Here is a 19025-nt window from a genome sequence, read left to right on the forward strand (position 1 = left end):
TTATCAACCAGACAGAGCGGTCTTCGAGCAACACCGGTTGGGGTATTAGCCTCCCAGATTTACTCGAATACCTTCAGTATATAACGAACTTCACAGGGTGTTAGAATTTGCGCCAGTGGCGCATAGCGATAGGGAGGCTATCCGGGGTTGCCGGCCTCACTCGGAGGTTTGCGCATCGTTTCGGGAACAAAAATCAGGAAGAATGTCGCAGCAATCGTAGCAATACCCGCTAGCGACAGAAAAGCCGCACCGTACCCAAAAAACTGCGCAATATATTCCGCCGAAAAGTTACTGCAAGCTGATCCAATCCCCACCAATGCCGCCATCGCCCCCAGAGTTACGTTAAAGCGCCCTGTGCCTTTGGTCAGGTCCGCACACATTAAGATGATAATTACTCCAAAGATGCCATTGGCCACGCCATCCAGGGACTGAATAGCCACCAGAAAGAAAGGATTATCAGTAGACATAAATAAGATTGCACGAATCGGATTTATGCAGAAACCAATCATAAAAATGATTTTACGCCCCCAGGCATCCGCTTTAGCCGCACACATGAACGACATCAGCATCATCCAAAATTGCGCGGCAATGATGCAGGCGGAAGTAAACGCAATCGCTTGATTCACATTCGAGTTGATCGACAACTTCTGGCTGACCAATGGCAACATGGCCGCATTGCCAAAGTGAAATAGAAAGACGCTCACAGCCAATGCGATCAGGCGCTTATCTGTCAGTAGCACTGAAAAACCAGCCGGTTCCTTTTTTCCCGAAACGTCGCGTTTTTCACCACCTCGAGCACGCATATGATCAATTGAATTGGCGGGGATAAAACCAACGGAAATAGCCATCAACACGCCCATGATGGCCATCAACCAGAAGACGCCCTCCGCCGCAATCGTCAGGGCGACTATACCGGCAATCGCCGCGGCAAAAACATTGCCGGCATGATTCGCGGCCTGATTGGCGCTGGTCTGTAACGTAAAATTTTTGTCACTACAGACCCCGAGGGTGATTGCTGCAATAGAGGGCGCGACAAAAGCAATTGCTGCCCCCATTAGAATCTGAGAGCCGTAGATAATAGGCTTATGAGTGGTCAAAGCGACAATGGCAATGGAGACTACAGCAATAATTACGCCGCAAGCGGCGATCAGTACCCGCTTAAAACGGGTACTGTCAATAAAAGCCCCGGCGGGTGTTTGCAGTAAAACAGTTGTTATACCGCCAATCGCCAATACAAGCCCGATATCTCCGGTCTTCCAATGCATGGCCGACAATAGGTAAATCGCCAGGTAGGGACCGAGACCAGCAACCACATCTCCCGCGAAGAAGTTCGTAAAGAGAAGAGGTTTGTTTAAACTCATAAAGAAGTCTTGTTTTGAGTAGGATAGGCGCCCTTGCACTTAGCAGAAGAACCGAGTATCGATATTCAGAGTAGCAGTTGCCAGGGATCAAATCCGAGGTTGCTCCCATGTCAATCAGCCTGATTGTGTCGGCAATTATTTTCATATTGATTGCCGCACGCCAGTGGCTACCTTCGACAATACGTATATGGCATATCATGACTCTGGGGGCGATTGCCCTGCTATTCATGCGTCAAATCAGCCTAAAAGATGCCTTCTTCGCCATAGACTGGGATCTGATACTTTACTTGTTCTCTGTCTTCTCAATAGCCTCCGCCCTATACGATACGGGAATATCTGCACAAATCAGCCAGCGTATTCTTTCGGTCAAAAGTCCTGGTTTAGTGTTGACAAGCTATATTATCGTTATGGCAGTATGTGCCGCCATTCTGACCAATGATGCAGCCGCTGTTATTGGTGTACCGATTGCAATCGTACTTGCGAAAAATATGAAATGGGGCTTGATTCCTCTACTGATCACCCTATGTGCAACGGTGACTATTGGCAGCATGATTTCCCCGGTAGGCAATCCGCAAAACATACTGATCGCCAATGCCGGAAACTTCGAAAACATGTTTGTTGTTTTCGGCCAGTGGATTTTTATTCCCGCTTTGATCACCATGTTTTTATCCATGATATGGTTAAAGCGCTTTTTCAAAACCAGTGACATCATCAACTATGAGGCCACGAAGGATTACAAAGGAGAAAAAGCCCTTACCCAAAAATGGCCTGCGCTTTTATCAGCGGCTCTACTCCTAATTTTTATTTTTCTTGCGAGCATATTGCACAATGTAGATGGGATATATCACCCTACCATCGGACAAATTGGTTTAGCGGCCTGCCTACCCATCTATATCGCAAGCCATGAACGCAGACGCATACTAAGGGAAGTAGACTGGCCCACCCTATTCTTTTTTATTTCCATGTTTGTGGTAACCGGATCACTACTGCAATCTGGTTCTCTACAACATTTCCTAAAGGTGAGTAACATTGATCTGGCGGAACCCGAAACCGTCGCCTTTGTAAGCTTCTTCGCAAGCCAACTATTTTCCAATGTGCCAGTCGTTGAGATATACCTTAACTTGTTGCAGGAACGTGATACTCAAACACTCATGATGCTTTCTGCGATATCGACTGTTGCAGGCAATCTTTTTATCATCAGTGCCGCGAGTAATGTCATTGTGTTGCAGCAGGCAGAAAAGTTTGGTGTCAAACCTTTTAACTTCTGGCAGTTCTTCTTTTTGATGCTACCAGTAAGCATTATTAGCGTATTAGTGAGTTATTTTTGGATTACCTGGTATGCCTCTTAGTGAACAAGAAGAGGCATACCACCATCTAAGATAGGCACTGCTTGAACTACAGGGTTTTCGAAGAATAAGTAATACCAGTATCGTCCAGACTTTCAATACGAGCATATAAACGATAGTCACCGCCTTGAAGCAATAGGTAAATATTGTACGGTTCGAACTTATCTCCATCCTCCATGCCAGGGCTTCCCACTGGCATCCCTGTTACTATCAACCCCACCCCTCCCTCTGGAGGGGAAGCGAGAAAACCCTGAACGTACGAAGCCGGTACATGGCCTTCAAACACATAGCGATTTTTCCATACCGCCGTGTGGCATCCCTCCATCCCCCGGGGTATACCCCACTTACGCTTCACTGCCTGCATATCTATTTTGAACACCGAGGCGGTCTTGAAATGACTCTCCCTTAGGTGAGCAACCCATTTTTTACAACAAAAGCAAAGTGGATGTTTGTAAACAACGAGGGGAGCGGAACTATCGGCACTTTCTTCCGATATGGCCCCAACAGGAAAAAAAGTGAAAAACAAAACTGGTATGATTATTTTTAACCATACCCTATAGAGCCTAGATAGCTTGAGCATAATGCATCGCATAGGTTTCTGCTGAATCCAACCACCGGCAAACCGGTTCAAACCCACTGCGTGACAACAACCTGTTAAAACCATCGACCGAGTATTTATGGCTGTTTTCAGTGTGGATAGTCTCGCCCTCCAAGAAATCTACTCTTGTTCCGGCTATCGAAACACTATGACTTTTAAGACACACTAGGTGCATTTCGACACGATGACGTAAAGAATGATAAAACGAGCGGTGAGCAAACAACGATAAATCAAAATTTGCCTCCAACTCACAATTGATCCTGTGCAAAATATTCAAATTAAATTTTTCGGTAACATGATCGCTATCATTATAAGCGCGCTCCAGAACCACCGAATCCTTCACCAGGTCAGTTCCTATAAGTAGCCCATCGCCAGAGCTCAAGTTGGATGCAAATGATTCCAATAAACGCTCTGCCTCCAAGGGCTCAAAGTTACCTATCGTCGATCCCGGGAAAAATACAACACGTTTACGTGAAGGAATATACGTTAATTTGTCCCAAACCATTGATTGAGTAAAGTCACCTACTTCACTCCACACCTGCAGATCAGGCAACCCCTTTTTAATCCTCAACTCCGCACCCTGTAAAATTTCAGGTGAAATATCTATTGGGCAGTAGCCTCTTGGAGACTCCAGTGCAGCGAGTAAAGGCTCTACTTTTTCACAGTTGCCCGCTCCCGGTTCGACTAGCAAAGCTCCAGGACCAATCTCACGTGCTATTTCACTGAGAGAGGACGAGAATATCTCAGCTTCTGTGCGCGTAAGGTAGTAATCTTTAGCCACACAAATCTCTTCGAAAAGCCGTGATCCAAGTTCGTCGTACAGATACTTGCAGGGCAGTGTCTTCCTTTTACCCCCCAAGCCCTTCAGCACATCGCGAAGAAACTCACTATTCTGGTGCTGATTTTCTGGAACGGACGATAAGGCTGCTTTCACATTAGTCTCCTGCTAAGCGGATACCGGTAAATTGCCACGCTTGATGTGGGTAAAAGAAATTCCTATAGCTGATTCGGATATGGTCTGCCGGTGTTGCAAAAGAACCTCCACGCAAGACCTTCTGATTACACATGAATTTACCGTTGTATTCACCAACCGCATCCTTGTGCGCCTTATAACCGTGGTACGGCAAATAGGCACTAGAGGTCCACTCCCAAAGGTCGCCCAGAAACTGAGTCTGACCGTTTTGGGCAGGCAAAGGCTTCAAATAGCGCTTTTCAAGCAGGTTAGCACTGGCAAATTGATTCAACTGACGCAGATGGCAGGCAGCCGCCTCCCATTCAAACTCTGTAGGCAGTCTCTTACCGGCCCAGGTTGCAAAGGCATCCGCCTCGTAAAAAGATAAGTGATGAACGGGTTCGAGCAGATTAATAGGCTGTAAACCATGCAAAGTATATTGCTGCCAACCGTCCGCTGTCTCCCGCCAATACATAGGGTGACTTTGCCTGTGCTGTTGTACCAGTGACCAGCCATCAGACAGCCATAACCTGTGCTTTTGATAACCTCCGTCTTCAATAAACGCTAGGTATTCATCATTACTGACTAAACGCGAGGCTATAAAAAAACCAGGTAGAGACTGCTGATGTACAGGCCCTTCATTATCAAAAAAGAAGTCTTCCCCATCACTACCGATACCATAAAAGCCACCAGGAATTTCTAGCCAGCGTAACCTATCGATATTATCGACTTCGTCCTCTGGTAGGCTATCGCTGTAAGAGGGCGCCATTGGGTTCAATGAGAGTGCGTGCTTTATATCCGTAAGCAACAATTCCTGGTGCTGCTGTTCATGATTGAGCCCGAGATCGATCAACGCATTGAGGGCTGGTGAAAGGGCGTGCTCACGAAGCAACCGTTCCATCGCAGTATCAACAAACTGCCTATAGGCGTAGACGCGCTCTATACTCGGACGGGAGATTAGGCCTCGCTGTGGTCGGGAATAGGGGGTTCCCAGACTATTGTAATAAGAATTAAACAGATGGTGAAAAACTGGATCAAAGAGCTGATATTTAGGCTGGAAGTTAGCGAGAATAAAGGTTTCAAAAAACCAACTGGTGTGCGCCAGATGCCACTTTGCAGGACTGGCATCTGGCATCGACTGCAGTTGCATATCCTCAGCAGATAACGGCGCAGCAAGATGCTCTGTCTCCCCCCGCACTCTTAGATAAGCTGTAAGAACCTGTTGCCGTACCTCATCCAGAGATACCTCGGCTGCAAATATTGTCATATCAATAATCGAATACGATGGAATTCAGTTCTATTAAAATCATCATACGCAGTTTTAGGCGTATTCCTAAGACCTTGCCGACCTATACGAGCCTATTCCCGCCAGTTTATTTCTGAGAGGAGACTCCACGCAAAAAAAAGGGCCGGTAAACCGGCCCACACTCTCATCATGCTGACATGTATAATGAATTAAAATCGCGCAGTGAAATCGGCACCGTACATTCTCGGCATAAAGCGCCACGCCGGACTAGCACCGATAGCCGCACCCGTACCGCCATAGCCTCCAGCAACCTCTTCATCGGTCAGATTCTGAACCCAGAGCGCCATAGAATAATTATCTGAGGCGCTGTTCCAAGCGGCACGCAAATTAAATAACTGATAATCATCGACTATACGGGTTCTATCGGTGATTGAACCGATGCGCTCATCCGTCCAGTTATAATCCCCACGGAAAATAAATTCACCACCAGAAGCTAAATCGACGGTGTACTCCGCCATCAAATTGAACTTACTCTCAGGGGTAGAAACCCTTGCTTGGCCAACCTTAGAATCCGCTTCAGTCTCCCCGATTACCTCAATAATCTGGTAGTCCGTGAATTCGGTATCCAAATAGGAGTAATTTCCAGCAATAAACAGGCTATCTGTCGCGGCCCACTGAACTTCCACCTCTGCGCCAGTGCCTTCAGCATCAGCGTTTCTCAGGTTGTAGCTGGGGATGGGAACCCCCACCAGATCCAGTTCCTGAAGGTTTTTATACTCATAGGCGTAAACAGATGCATTCAGGCGCACGCGGTTATCGAACAGATTGCTCTTGAGGCCCACTTCCAGGTTGACCACATCCTCCTGGTCGAAGGAGGACTCGACACCCGGACCAAAATTGAGACTGTTAAATCCACCGGCTTTAAAACCATCAGCCAGAGAGATATAGGTCATCATCTCTTCCGTCCAGCGATAATCCAACACAATACGCCCAGAAATATCGCTCCAGCTATCACTTAACTTAGAGTTCAGCTGTGTTTGACCATTGTTATAAAAGGCAATACCAAAAAGCTCTGAACCCAGGTCAATTGGCGGCAGGGTCATTGTACCGACCGCGTTGCCGTCTCCATCGACGAGCCCGACTTCCCCACCCGACAATGACAAGGGAATACTATTGCCATAGGCGGTCTGGATAGTGAAATCTTTCTTATCGTAGGTGTAGCGAGCCCCGACCGTCAGATCCATTTTATCGGAAATGCTCCAAGTCATATCGCCGTAGATAGCCGTGGAGCGGTAATCTCCCGTGTTGCGCACACTCTCATTCCAAGGCGCGTCGGAGGCTATCCAGGGCTGGAAACCTGCCATCATCTGCGCTACGACATCCTCCGGATTGAGCATGCTGCCAGAAACATAGTCCGGTGCCCCAAGGGCTAGAAGTAACTCATCCACCTGCCCTCTCTGCAACATCAGGTCATAAACAAAAGTCGCACTAGCAATACCTTCCTGACCGAGCGACTGTAAGAGCTGGCGATTGATAACGGCCAGATCTTCCTGCTCCGTCTGAGTGAGCTCTGGATAAAGTGCTTTAACCCCTTCATAAATAGCGAAGGATTCAATAGAGCCCGTCGTGAAATAGGCGTAGGTGGTATGATCCAGCTCCTCTTGGGAATAGGAAGCCCCCAGAGTCCACTTGATATTATCGGTAGCCCCGTTAAGACGAAACTCCTGCGAAAACTGGCTCTGATCGTCGGTATTCGCCGACCCAAACATATGGTCCGGATTGGCAGTGCCATCCTCATCCTGCTGCAAGTGCGCATCAAATTTACGGTAGGCAGTGATGGAGGTGAAGGTAAAGCTATCGAAATCTTTGCTGACTGTTAGGGACGTTCCAAAGGCATCCCTGTCTTCAATTGTTGGGGTGTCCAGGGCATAGTCACCAAATACATCGGTCCCCACTTTTAAACTTGGCACTATGGTTGTGCGCAAGGCACTCCCTTGATCCATTACGCCATAGTCCGCTCGCCACAGCACCTCGGTATCATCTGAAGGTTCCCACAGGACCGACGCACGGTAGGTTTTGGTATCCTGGTCTCCCACCGAGAATCCACCGGCTAAATTATCTGCAAAGGGATCGCGGCGATTGGTCGAGGCTGAAAAACGCGCAAACAAATTATCGTTCAGCTGGCGATTAAAAAGCAGGTCGGAGGACTGGCGCCCATAGTTACCAGCGGTAAGATTCAATTCTATGGAGTTATCAGCCTGGGGCTTGCTCGTAATAATATGAATCGCACCGCCCGTTGCATTTCGCCCAAACAAAGTTCCCTGTGGTCCTTTGAGAATCTCAACCCTCTCAATATCGGTCAGCGGAATTTCGGCACCAGCTCCGCGGCCGGTATACACGCCATCCACATAGACGGCAACCGCCGGATCTGATCCCACTGTCCAATCGTTTGTCTGAATACCACGAATACTATACGTTGGTTGCAAGGCGGTATCGTTATGCATTTCGACACCTGGCGTATATCTCCCCAAATCCGTCAGATTTTTGACACCAGACTCTTTTATATTTTCACCCGAAAATGCAGAGATCGCGATAGGAACTTCCTGCAGATTTTCCGCGCGTTTTTGTGCCGTAACGACAACCTCCTCGATTTCCGCGGCGTGTAAACCACCGCTTACCGCAGTAAGGAAGGCAATGGTCCCAGAGAGGATGGATAGGTTAAATTGACGGTTTTTTGGAGTGCTACCAACATCGTGCATCATCGCGTCCTCGCGTTTATTGTTATACAGCGTGATGTTTTGGTTTATTCTTTTTGTTATTCCACGCCATCTTACGGTTGCATTTTTGGATTTAAAACCCCGTTATGACCTTTTTCTTTTGACTAGTCAGTTTTGTGAAGGATTGCGTAAAAAGACAGGTTAATAGGCGAAAATGTATATTCATTACCGTCACGAAAAGTTACCAACCTGTGTTCTCCAGTAACTTGCTTAACCGCTGTAACAGCGGAGACCGATTTATCTGGCGTTTATTAAAATAACCAGCCCACAGGAAAAATTATGGCGCGCCCGTCTTACTTGAATAGTCGAATCTTGCGCTTACTACTCGTAGTAGTAGCATTCGCCGCACTTACCATCCTTACAATCTGGCTCTGGTGGAGGCAAAGTTTACCAATCCTGGAAGGGCATCTAGATACCGGAAAAATCATTCAGCCCGCGGTTATCCACCGCGATGACCAGGGTGTTGTAATGATTCAGTCCACTGATCGCAATAGTTCAGCCTTCGCTCTGGGTTTTTTACACGCCCAAGAGCGGTTCTTCCAGATGGACTTGTTGAGGCGCAGCTCTGCTGGCGAATTGGCCGAATTAGTTGGCCCAGCCGCGTTGAGAAAAGATAAAAAAGTACGCCGCCATCAATTCCGCAAACGGGCAGAAAGAAATATTAATGCCATGCCCGAGGCACAGCGCCAACTATTGGAGCACTATGTACGCGGAGTTAATTTTGGCCTGCTTGAATTGGGCACCCGGCCATGGGAGTACTTGCTTTTAGGACAGGAGCCCAGGCCTTGGAATGCCGCCGACAGCCTACTGACAACCTTTAGTATGTATTTAACCTTACAAAGTGAAGAGGGAAAATTTGAGCGGCGCGACACTGCCGTCGCTGAATTATTGCCGCAAGATCTCTATACCTTCTATTTTCCTGCTGGAGGTAGTTGGGATGCTCCCCTGATTGGTAAATCAGAACCCGCCGGCCCACTCCCCGAAACACCAATCTCTTCCCTGCTCGGTAAAGCTGATCCAATTGTCTACCAGACAATGGAAAGCGACGACAAAGTTTACGGAAGTAATAATTGGGCTGTCGGTGGAGCACTAACAGAGCATGGCGGAGCGATCATCGCCAATGACATGCATCTGGGGCTGAGTGTACCCAATATCTGGTTTCGTGCAGGCTGGAACATACCCAACACCGATAGACACATTCGCGGTGTCACCTTGCCGGGCGGTCCGATCATTGTGGCGGGAAGCAATGGTGCGATCGCTTGGGGGTTTACCAATACTGGGGGAGATTGGGGCGACCTCATCCCCCTGGAACTGAACCAAAATGGTACGCAATATCTCACCCCTGACGGCTGGAGAGATTTAGCCATCGAACAGGAAACTATTAAGGTAAAGGGCGCCCCCGACGAACTTGTCGTGGTGGAAAAAACCATCTGGGGACCTGTTATCGGCACAAATCACCGCGGGACTCCCCTGGTTTATCGCTGGGTCGCACACGATATGCCCGGTGGTAATATGAATTTATTGCGCATGGAGTCTGTCACGACAACCAGCCAGGCTTTGGACCTGGGTCCTCAAATCGGCATCCCACACCAGAATTTTGTTGTGGGTGACCGGAAAGGCAATATCGGCTGGACAATTGCCGGAGCTATCCCCAGGCGTGTTGGTTTCGATGGCAGTCGTTCGGTTAGCTGGGCCGAAGGTAAAGCCTACTGGGACGGTTACCTCTCCGCTGAAGAGCAACCACGAATTGACAATCCAAGCTCCCATCGGCTTTGGAGTGCCAATGCCCGCACAGTCAATGGCGACTGGCTAAAGACAATAGGCGATCACGGTTATGCCCTTGGGGCCCGGCAACAGCAAATTCGCGATAGCTTGCTCGCGGGCGAGCAATTTGATGAACAGGACCTGCTCGATATCCAGCTGGACGATAGGGCCATCTTCCTACAGCGCTGGCAACAACACCTCTCGGAATTCCTGCAAGACCGGGAGGGCTACACAGAGGTTTATGATCAGGTGCGCAATTGGGGGGGGCGAGCCAGTGCAGACTCCGTTGGATATCGTATCGTCCGCAACTACCGCTTGCAGTTTATGACACTAAGTACCGCCCCAATCCTTACCTATATGCGGAAATCCCAACCGCGCTTTTCCTTTGGCCAGTTAAAACGCCAATTTGAGTATCCGATCTGGACACTCGCTCAAGAAGAACCACAACACCTGCTAAATCCTGACTTTGAATCCTGGACCGCTCTCAAACTGGCCGCACTCAATCAAGTACTGGATCAAATGTCGGCTGATGGACACCCTCTGAAACAGCAAACCTGGGGCCAACAGAACACCGCATCCATTCAACACCCACTGGCGAGAGCATTTTCTGCCATAAACTGGTTTACCGCCATGCCCCGCGACCAATTGTCGGGAGACACCCATATGCCGAGATTCCAGTCACCCACCCACGGCGCCTCCGAAAGAATGGTGGTCTCCCCTGGACGAGAGGATCGAGGGATTTTTCATATGGCGACCGGCCAAAGCAGCCACCCGCTATCCTCATTTTTTGACAGCGGCCATCTAAACTGGGTAGAGGGGAAACCTTCCCCCTTGATGGAGGGCGAAAGCCACTACCAACTCACACTTCAATAATTGCCGGCTTCCCAGCTTGATGCTTCCATCATTCAGCACGCCCTCATACCGCTTTAGTAACTGGGAATCCAGCATCAAGCGGTTTCATCGAGTATTGCGAAGGACAGAAAGGCGGTAAAAAAAGTGAGCCCGAGCACAAACGGTAAAAGAGGAAAACACAGCATGAGCAGTGAGGCGCCAATCCAGAGCCAGCGCACCAGATCTTTCTTTTGGCGATACTGGTAACTATAGCGGCGCGTATCACAATCCAAATGGCCTAACAGCGGAAGCTCCTGCTGCTGGGGGAGAAAAAATCGCACAAAATTAGTGCAATAAAAGCAGACAATCGCCAGTAGCATGGCACAGACACCTGACGGAAAGACCTCTTCAGTATAGATTCTGCCGGTCGAGAGGGGCGGTATCAGAAATTGCGGCCACTCCTCAAGACCCACTGAATTACCCTAGCCCGCCTGGTACCAATTCAGTTTTTCATGCAAGCTGACAACACCACCGATGATTGTGAGGGTGGGTGCACGCACGGCTTTCTCCTCGGCAAGTGAAGGCAACGTATTAAGATCACCGATAATTACCCTCTGCGCCTGGGTGGTACCCTTCTCTATCAGTGCTGCCGGTGTTCCCACTGGCAAACCATGACGCACCAATTCTGCACAAATTTTCTCTAAGCCGGTCAAGCCCATATAGAAGACCAATGTCTGGCTCCCGGAGGCCAACTCTCCCCACGGTAGGTCGAGGCTGCCCTCTTTTAAATGGCCAGTAATAAACCGCACCGACTGAGCGTGGTCCCGGTGGGTCAGTGGAATCCCCGCATAGCTGGCGCAACCAGCCGCCGCTGTAATACCCGGCACCACCTGGAAAGGAATTGAAGCATCGGCGAGCTTATCGATCTCTTCGCCACCCCGGCCAAAGATGAAAGGGTCACCACCTTTCAGCCGCAACACTTTCTTTCCCTGCAGGGCGAGGTCTACCAGCAGTTGATTGATACCGTCCTGGGGTACAGCGTGGAATGCCTTTCTTTTACCGACATAGATGCGCTCCGCATCGCGCCGTACCAGATCCAAAACCTCTGGAGACACCAAACGGTCGTAGAGCACAACATCTGCCTGCTGCATCAGCCGCAATGCACGGAAAGTCAGTAGGTCGGGATCTCCCGGACCGCCGCCAACCAGATAGACCTCTCCAATCGGATTGGGACTCCCCTGCCAGTCCTGCAAGGCAGCCAAAATTTCCTTCTCCGCATTCTCCAGCTGACCCGCTTCGGCCCGGCGGGCAACGGGTCCGGCAAAAACCCACTCCCAAAAATTTTTGCGCCTCGCCTCGGGCAATGACGCTTTCACCTTCGAGCGCATCCGCGCCGCGAGATCTACCAGAGATGCCAGCCCTGGCGAAAGCAGCGCCTCAAGCTGAGCGCGAATGCGCCGCGCCAGAACCGGTGCCGCTCCCCCACTGCTGATACCGATGGAGAGATCTCCACGCTCAACAATCGCAGGAAAAGTAAAAGTACATAACTCCGGAGCGTCCACGGCATTTACCGGGAGGCGACGCTCCCGGGCATCAGTGGATACACTGCCATTCACTGCAACGCTATTCGTTGCGGCTATCACCAGATCTGCCAGGTCCAGATATTCGGCAGAGTAAGTTGCCCGGTGCCACTCACCGCTGGAATCAATCACCATCTGGTGCAATTCCTTAGTGATATCCGGTGATACCACCACTATTCGAGCACGCGCTTTTTGTAAAAGACGAGCCTTACGAGTGGCTATAGAGCCGCCGCCAATGATTAGACAGGGGCGGTCTTTAACATCAAAAGCGAGAGGAAGGTAGCGCACGTCTAAATCCATAAACAAGCAGGTGGATAAACTGCCACCCTACAAAGAAAAAAGGGCGAACAATAAGTCCGCCCTTTGAAACAAAGCCCTTAGGAAGCAGAGATGACTTCCTGACCGCGCATATAAGGGCGCAGCACCTCGGGTATCTCGATGCTGCCATCCTCACGCTGATAGTTTTCCAACACCGCGATCAGGGTACGGCCCACGGCGAGGCCGGAGCCATTGAGGGTATGCACCAACTCCGGCTTACCGGTGTCCGGGTTGCGCCAACGGGCTTTCATACGGCGCGCCTGAAAATCCCCCACCAGAGAGCATGAGGAGATTTCCCGGTACTTATCTTGGGATGGAATCCAGACCTCTATATCGTAAGTCTTGCGTGCAGCAAAACCGATATCACCACCACACAACACTACCGTGCGGTAGGGCAGGTTCAGTTTCTGCAAAATGGTTTCCGCATTTTGCGTCAGAGTCTCAAGGGCTTCCTCAGATTGATCCGGGCGCGTTACCCATACCAACTCCACTTTCTCAAATTGGTGCTGGCGAATCATGCCGCGGGTATCGCGACCGTGAGAACCCGCCTCGGAACGAAAGCAAGTCGTGTGCGCCACCAGTTTGTGTGGCAGGCTCTCTCCAGCCTCAACAATATGGTCGCGATACATATTGGTAAGCGGCACTTCCGCGGTGGGTATCAAGTAGAAATCGCGCTCATCACTTAGCTTGAAGAGATCTTCCTCAAACTTCGGCAACTGAGAAGTGCCATAGAGTGAATCGCTATTCACAATCACCGGCACATTGGTCTCTTTGTAACCGTGCTCTTCTATATGGGTATCGAGCATAAACTGGGCAAGCGCGCGATGCAGGCGCGCCACCTCACCGGTCATCACAGCAAAGCGCGAACCGGTAAGCTTTACTGCCATTTCGAAATCGAGACCACCGAGGTGAGAACCCAGATCCACATGGTCCTTGATATCAAAATCAAAAGAGCGCGGCTGGCCCCAGCGACGCACTTCTACATTGTCATCTTCACTTTTGCCTTCCGGTACAGAGGTGTCCGGTAGGTTGGGAATCGCTGACAGAATCGAATCCAGCTCTTCCTGCAATTCAGACAGCGCCTGCTTGGCGTTTTGTAATTCACCACCGAGGGACTCCACTTCTTTCAGCAGAGGCGCAATATCTTCACCGGCGGCTTTGGCTCGACCGATATTTTTCGATTTGCTATTGCGCTCGTTTTGCAAACTCTCGGTGCGCACCTGCAGCTCTTTACGGCGCTCCTCGAGGGTTTCCAATTTGGCAGTATCCAGTTCTACACCGCGCTTTTTCAGGGCCGCGGCCACCTGGTCCATATCCGTGCGAATCAGTTTGGGATCGAGCATCGTTTCCAGTTCGCCTGTAATCAGGCTCCTACAACAAAATTTAGAATATTGGTTAAAAATAACGCGTCGCAAATGCGACTGCAGCTCCGGTGGCCGCAAGGCAGCAAATAAGGCTGCTGACAATATAGACAAGGGCCAACAAAGGCTGGCCATTGTGCCACAGTATCAGGCTCTCTAGGGAGAAAGTAGAAAAGGTGGTCAGCGCTCCAAACATGCCTGTCATTAATAGTAGGCGCCATTCCTCCCCTAGCATTGCTCTATGAGTAATCAATATATAAGCAATGCCGATCAGAAATGACCCCAACACATTCACCAGCAATGTACCCAGCGGGAACTTGCCGTTAAACACCGGGTAGCACCAAATGGTTATCAGGTGACGAAGGATTGCCCCCAAGGCACCACCTATGGCGATGGCCAACCACTGCATTCTTTCTGCCCCTCTGTCCTAGGGTTTGTTTTTATAGCGTTGGTGAGGGCTTTCACTGTTAAGGCGGCGCAGCGCCTGCAATTTCTCCGAAATTTTTAACTCCAGCCCTCGACCAACTGGCTGGTAATACTGCCGATCGGCAATTTCTTCGGGGAAATAGTTTTCCCCCGCAGCAAAAGCATCGGGCTCATCGTGGGCGTAGCGGTACTCAGCGCCGTGCGACAGGCTTTTCGCCAGTTTGGTGGGCGCATTACGCAAATGAATCGGCACTTCGTAGCTGGGCTCCCGTCGCACGTCAGCCACCGCGCGTTTATAGGCACTATAAACCGCGTTACTCTTGGCGGCGACTGCCAGGTAGGTGATAGCTTGGGCGATTGCCAGTTCTCCTTCGGGGCTGCCAAGGCGCTGCTGCACATCCCAGGCACTTAAAGCCAACTGCAGCGCGCGCGGGTCGGCATTACCAATATCTTCACTGGCCATACGCACCACCCGGCGGGCAACATACAAGGGATCACAGCCACCATCGAGCATGCGCACAAACCAATAGAGTGCAGCATCGGGATCGGAGCCTCGTACAGATTTGTGCATGGCCGAGATCTGGTCGTAGAAGTAGTCACCCCCCTTATCGAACCGGCGTACATCAGCACTGAGAACCTCGCTGAGAACCTCTTCGTCCACAACCAACCTGGCGCCCTCCTCCCTGGCGAGATCACAAGCCACCTCCAGCAGATTTAAAGCGCTGCGCGCATCTCCATCGGCAGCGCGTGCAATCTTGCTTAATACATCCTCGGGAACGCTGACATCCCGCGCCAGCAATTGATCGTCGGTCCGCAAGGCATATTGCAACAAACCGAATAAATCCGTCTCAGGAATACTGCGCAGTAAATACACCCGGCAGCGGGACAGCAGCGCATTATTTAACTCGAAAGCCGGGTTTTCGGTAGTGGCGCCAACAAAGGTCACCGTACCCTCTTCAACATAAGGGAGAAAGGCATCCTGTTGCGCCTTGTTGAAGCGATGAACTTCATCCACGAAAAGGATGGTATTGCGACCGGATTGTATTCTGTGTTGCTCGGCCTCAGCCACGGCTTGGCGAATATCTTTCACCCCGGCCAGAACAGCGGAGAGGGTGGTGAAGCGCGCATCACACTCTTGTGCGAGCAGCCGGGCAAATGTCGTTTTACCAACCCCCGGAGGCCCCCACAGGACCATCGAATGCAGTTGACCGCGCTCAACCGCCTCGCGCAGAGGTTTACCCTTCCCCAATAAATGCGACTGGCCCACATAGTGGGCCAGAGAATCGGGCCGCATCCTCGCGGCCAGAGGTTGGTGTCTTTGTGGGGATTGAAACAGATCACTCATCTTTGATTATATCTGTACCAGCTGGCGGCTTAAAATTGAAGATAGAGGCGGAGAGTTTAGGATTTGCTTTCACACCACTAAATTTAATCTCAGTAGTTTGCCCCATGCTGTCACGCACTAACATTTTTGCAGGCAGACCATCTTTGGCAAAGTGAATTTCCATAGCCTTGAAGGGCGCCTTAGGGTTTTTCGGAGTCAGCTGGTACGCGCCCTCTTTGAAAACCACACTGAAAGAATTGCGAATCTCCCCAACCTTGCCACCGAGCAATAGTGCTGGAGTCTCCTTCATACGTGCATCCACCGGCCGCACAGTGACTTGCTCAAGGTCTGGGTCATAGAGCCACAGGGTTTTGTTGTTAGTGACTAGGAGCTGAGCGTAGGGCTCACCCGTTTTCCAGCGCAACTTACCCGGACGTTGCACGGAAAAACTGCCATTACTTTTTTGCGACACCTTGCCGCGTTCATCAATCAAGGTCTGCTGAAAATCGCCGGAAAGAGAGGCCAGTGGATGCAGTAATTTGCCGAGATCATCGGTGGCATCAGCCCAAGCTGCACTGGCCACAACCGTAAAAGCTGCCAGGAAACTGCGTAGAATGTTCTTCATCATTGATTTCCAGTGTGTTGATTTCCTTAAAGATTAGCCACCGGCAAGTGAACCTTAGCTTAACTGCTCCTCCCCCTTAAGCGGGGGGAGGAGCCAGCACTTCACGATTGCCATTATGCCCTGCAGGCGAAACAACTCCGGCAGCCTCCATGGTATCGATCATGCGCGCGGCGCGATTGTAGCCGATGCGAAGCTGGCGCTGTACGGAAGAAATAGAGGCCTTGCGCGACTTGGTGACAAAGGCGACAGCTTCATCATAGAGAGCATCTGACTCTGGATCATCTTCTTCACCACCTTCCGACTGCAGGCCGGGTACCGGAATGCTGTTATTGCTGTCATCGATAATTCCATCGATAAAATCGGGCTTCCCTCGACGCGACCAGTCTGCAACTACCTTGTGTACCTCATGATCATCCACAAAGGCGCCGTGGACCCGCACAGGCACACCGCTACCTGGGGGCAGATAAAGCATATCGCCGTGGCCGAGTAACTGCTCGGCTCCACCCTGATCCAAAATTGTGCGTGAATCCACTTTGGAAGAAACCTGAAAACCGATCCGGGTGGGCACGTTCGCTTTGATCAGGCCGGTAATCACATCCACCGAGGGCCGCTGAGTAGCCAGTAGCAAATGAATTCCTGCAGCGCGGGCTTTCTGTGCAATACGGGCAATCAACTGCTCAACCTTTTTGCCGACAATCATCATCATGTCAGCAAATTCATCGATAACAACAACGATTGCTGGCAGGGGCTTCAGCGCGGGCGCGGTCTGCTCCTCCTGTGGAACACTGGATGCAGGATCTGCCTCCCAGAGAGGATCGAGAATCGGCTCACCGGCCTCTTCGGCCTCTTTCACCTTGCGGTTAAAGCCCGCCAGGTTGCGCACCCCCATGGTCGCCATTAATTTGTAGCGCCGTTCCATCTCACCCACACACCAGCGCAAACCATTGGCGGCATCATTCATATCGGTAATCACCGGGGTGAGCAGATGGGGAACCCCCTCATACACCGACAACTCCAACATTTTTGGGTCAACCAAGATCAGGCGAACCTCATCGGGGGTCGACTTATACAGTAGGCTGAGCAACATAACGTTGATACCTACCGACTTACCCGAGCCTGTGGTACCGGCAACCAACAAGTGGGGCATCTTGGCAAGGTCTGCCACTATCGGTTGCCCGGAGATATCGTGTCCGAGCGCTAGGGTCAGCGGTGATTTGGCATTTTCATAAACGTCCGCGGAAAGTACTTCACTGAGGCGCACCATCTGGCGGTTTTCATTGGGAATCTCGATCCCCACCACCGATTTTCCCGGTATCACTTCCACCACCCGCACACTGATTACCGCCAGGGACCTAGCCAGATCTTTAGCCAGGTTAGAAATCTTGCTGACCTTGACCCCCGGTGCCGGCTGGATTTCAAAACGGGTTACCACTGGGCCCGGCAGTACCGACACAACCTCGGCCACCACACCAAAGTCCTTGAGCTTCAACTCTAACAAACGTGAGAGCGCCTCGAGGGATTCTCGTGAGAAGCCCGGTTTTTTATTCTGGTCGGAGGGGTCGAGCAACCCCAAAGGCGGCAGAGTTCCGGTAACCTCCCCAGCCTTGAACAGCTCACCTTGCTTCTCCTTGGCTACACGGGGGCTCTGCTTTGGCTTCGGCGCCGTCGCTTCAATCTTCGGTGGGATTCGCTTCGCTGTGCGCTGCTTTTCTTCCTCGACAGCAGCTTTGCGCACAACTATGGCCTCCCGTGCGACCCGTTGCTCAGTGCGTTTCCGACGCCATTGCTGGTAGTAACTCCCCAGCCAAGCGAGCATACCCAGCACATTACGACCGATGGACTCCGCCAGCTTAAGCCAGGAAAGGCCGGTGAACACCGTGGTACCAATGGCAAAAATTGCCAAGAGTAAAATCGTTGCCCCCACATAACCAAGGCTACCCTCAAGGGCACCCGATAGAGCGCCTCCAATAATTCCACCATTGGTAAAAGGCAGGGGATTGTCTGCAGGTGAAAAGCACAGAGTTGCTATGGCAGCACCACTGATCAACAGCAGTATCAGACCAAAAACTCTGAGCGCAAACAGGGGGGCATGAAAGCGCGCATTGCGATCGCGCAAGACCCTATAAGCGCGTAAGCCGATCAGCACAGGGAACAGATAAGCCATCCAGCCCAGCAAGGATAAACAGACATCAGCGAGCCAGGCCCCAGCCGGACCAATAGCATTATGAATCTGCCCAGCCTGCCCGGTATGAGACCAACCGGGGTCTTGGGAATCGTAACTTAACAAGCTGATCCCCAGCAGCAGTGCGCCCGCGAGCAGACTGATTAATGCTCCCTCGCGAACCAGGCGGGCGACGAGTGAACCCGGCAATGCACCGCTCTTCTCAGAGTTTTCTTGGGTTGCGCTCTCGGCCTTCAATGGCTTACCTCAATATACTTTGTTATTACTTTATTACTCCGGCAATTGCTTGCCCCACACCCGTTACCATTCCACGTTCAAAGAGGGCGGCTACCAG

Annotated in this window: 14 protein-coding genes; 2 read left to right on the forward strand and 12 right to left on the reverse strand. The window is 50.9% G+C overall.

All coding sequences use genetic code 11. The features are described 5' to 3' along the window. Positions 1 to 137: 137 nt before the first annotated feature. On the reverse strand, positions 138 to 1361 hold the full coding sequence (locus ACCI51_RS07705) for an MFS transporter (protein ID WP_371843190.1): 1224 nt from the start codon (positions 1359 to 1361) through the stop codon (positions 138 to 140). A 107-nt stretch (positions 1362 to 1468) separates the two neighbouring features. Here ACCI51_RS07705 and ACCI51_RS07710 point away from each other — a divergent pair, with 107 nt between their 5' ends. Then, the gene (locus tag ACCI51_RS07710; RefSeq protein WP_371843191.1) at positions 1469 to 2710 is read left to right on the forward strand and encodes an ArsB/NhaD family transporter; all 1242 of its coding nucleotides are present in this window, start codon (positions 1469 to 1471) and stop codon (positions 2708 to 2710) included. 46 nt (positions 2711 to 2756) lie between these two features. On the opposite strand, the gene ACCI51_RS07715 is transcribed toward ACCI51_RS07710, so the two are convergent. The 4 genes from ACCI51_RS07715 to ACCI51_RS07730 all read right to left on the reverse strand — a co-directional run bounded on the left by ACCI51_RS07715 (position 2757) and on the right by ACCI51_RS07730 (position 8265). Next, positions 2757 to 3086: a DUF411 domain-containing protein gene (locus tag ACCI51_RS07715; RefSeq protein ID WP_371843192.1), complete on the reverse strand. Its 330-nt coding sequence runs from the start codon at positions 3084 to 3086 to the stop codon at positions 2757 to 2759. A gap of 184 nt (positions 3087 to 3270) precedes the next feature. Further along, positions 3271 to 4239: an L-histidine N(alpha)-methyltransferase gene (egtD, locus tag ACCI51_RS07720; RefSeq protein ID WP_371843193.1), complete on the reverse strand. Its 969-nt coding sequence runs from the start codon at positions 4237 to 4239 to the stop codon at positions 3271 to 3273. A gap of 1 nt (position 4240) precedes the next feature. Then, entirely contained in the window at positions 4241 to 5524 is a 1284-nt protein-coding gene (egtB, locus tag ACCI51_RS07725) for an ergothioneine biosynthesis protein EgtB (protein ID WP_371843194.1), read from the reverse strand. Between the two features lie 188 nt (positions 5525 to 5712). Beyond that, the gene (locus ACCI51_RS07730) at positions 5713 to 8265 is read right to left on the reverse strand and encodes a TonB-dependent receptor (RefSeq protein ID WP_371843195.1); all 2553 of its coding nucleotides are present in this window, start codon (positions 8263 to 8265) and stop codon (positions 5713 to 5715) included. A gap of 294 nt (positions 8266 to 8559) precedes the next feature. On the opposite strand from ACCI51_RS07730, the gene ACCI51_RS07735 reads away from it, so the two are divergent. Further along, the gene (locus tag ACCI51_RS07735; RefSeq protein WP_371843196.1) at positions 8560 to 10917 is read left to right on the forward strand and encodes a penicillin acylase family protein; all 2358 of its coding nucleotides are present in this window, start codon (positions 8560 to 8562) and stop codon (positions 10915 to 10917) included. Between the two features lie 74 nt (positions 10918 to 10991). Here the strand turns inward: ACCI51_RS07735 and ACCI51_RS07740 are convergent, their stop codons facing one another. The 7 genes from ACCI51_RS07740 to ACCI51_RS07770 form a co-directional block, all read right to left on the reverse strand. Continuing rightward, positions 10992 to 11255: a hypothetical protein gene (locus ACCI51_RS07740; RefSeq protein WP_299581177.1), complete on the reverse strand. Its 264-nt coding sequence runs from the start codon at positions 11253 to 11255 to the stop codon at positions 10992 to 10994. Positions 11256 to 11357: 102 nt separating this feature from the next. Next, positions 11358 to 12743 (reverse strand): siroheme synthase CysG, encoded by a 1386-nt coding sequence (gene cysG, locus ACCI51_RS07745; RefSeq protein WP_371843197.1) that lies wholly within the window; start codon positions 12741 to 12743, stop codon positions 11358 to 11360. 89 nt (positions 12744 to 12832) lie between these two features. After that, complete coding sequence (serS, locus tag ACCI51_RS07750) at positions 12833 to 14116, reverse strand: serine--tRNA ligase (protein WP_299581172.1); 1284 nt, start codon at positions 14114 to 14116, stop codon at positions 12833 to 12835. Positions 14117 to 14168: 52 nt separating this feature from the next. Then, on the reverse strand, positions 14169 to 14543 hold the full coding sequence (gene crcB / locus ACCI51_RS07755) for a fluoride efflux transporter CrcB (protein WP_299581170.1): 375 nt from the start codon (positions 14541 to 14543) through the stop codon (positions 14169 to 14171). An 18-nt stretch (positions 14544 to 14561) separates the two neighbouring features. Continuing rightward, complete coding sequence (locus ACCI51_RS07760; RefSeq protein ID WP_299581168.1) at positions 14562 to 15905, reverse strand: replication-associated recombination protein A; 1344 nt, start codon at positions 15903 to 15905, stop codon at positions 14562 to 14564. Continuing rightward, entirely contained in the window at positions 15898 to 16509 is a 612-nt protein-coding gene (gene lolA / locus ACCI51_RS07765) for an outer membrane lipoprotein chaperone LolA (RefSeq protein WP_371843198.1), read from the reverse strand. The genes ACCI51_RS07760 and lolA overlap by 8 nt, the downstream gene beginning before the upstream one ends. Before the next feature lie 76 nt (positions 16510 to 16585). Beyond that, positions 16586 to 18928: a DNA translocase FtsK gene (locus ACCI51_RS07770; protein WP_371843199.1), complete on the reverse strand. Its 2343-nt coding sequence runs from the start codon at positions 18926 to 18928 to the stop codon at positions 16586 to 16588. Between the last annotated feature and the right edge of the window lie 97 nt (positions 18929 to 19025).

The organism is Microbulbifer echini (genome assembly GCF_041447225.1).
Taxonomy (GTDB): Bacteria; Pseudomonadota; Gammaproteobacteria; order Pseudomonadales; family Cellvibrionaceae; genus Microbulbifer; species Microbulbifer echini.

Coding starts and splice junctions, on each gene's coding strand:
- ACCI51_RS07705 (WP_371843190.1), bottom strand. CDS start 1,361: ATGAGTTTAAACAAACCTCTTCTCTTTACGAACTTCTTCGCGGGAGAT.
- ACCI51_RS07710 (WP_371843191.1), top strand. CDS start 1,469: ATGTCAATCAGCCTGATTGTGTCGGCAATTATTTTCATATTGATTGCC.
- egtB (WP_371843194.1), bottom strand. CDS start 5,524: ATGACAATATTTGCAGCCGAGGTATCTCTGGATGAGGTACGGCAACAG.
- ACCI51_RS07730 (WP_371843195.1), bottom strand. CDS start 8,265: ATGATGCACGATGTTGGTAGCACTCCAAAAAACCGTCAATTTAACCTA.
- ACCI51_RS07735 (WP_371843196.1), top strand. CDS start 8,560: ATGGCGCGCCCGTCTTACTTGAATAGTCGAATCTTGCGCTTACTACTC.
- ACCI51_RS07740 (WP_299581177.1), bottom strand. CDS start 11,255: ATGCTACTGGCGATTGTCTGCTTTTATTGCACTAATTTTGTGCGATTT.
- serS (WP_299581172.1), bottom strand. CDS start 14,116: ATGCTCGATCCCAAACTGATTCGCACGGATATGGACCAGGTGGCCGCG.
- crcB (WP_299581170.1), bottom strand. CDS start 14,543: ATGCAGTGGTTGGCCATCGCCATAGGTGGTGCCTTGGGGGCAATCCTT.
- ACCI51_RS07760 (WP_299581168.1), bottom strand. CDS start 15,905: ATGAGTGATCTGTTTCAATCCCCACAAAGACACCAACCTCTGGCCGCG.
- lolA (WP_371843198.1), bottom strand. CDS start 16,509: ATGAAGAACATTCTACGCAGTTTCCTGGCAGCTTTTACGGTTGTGGCC.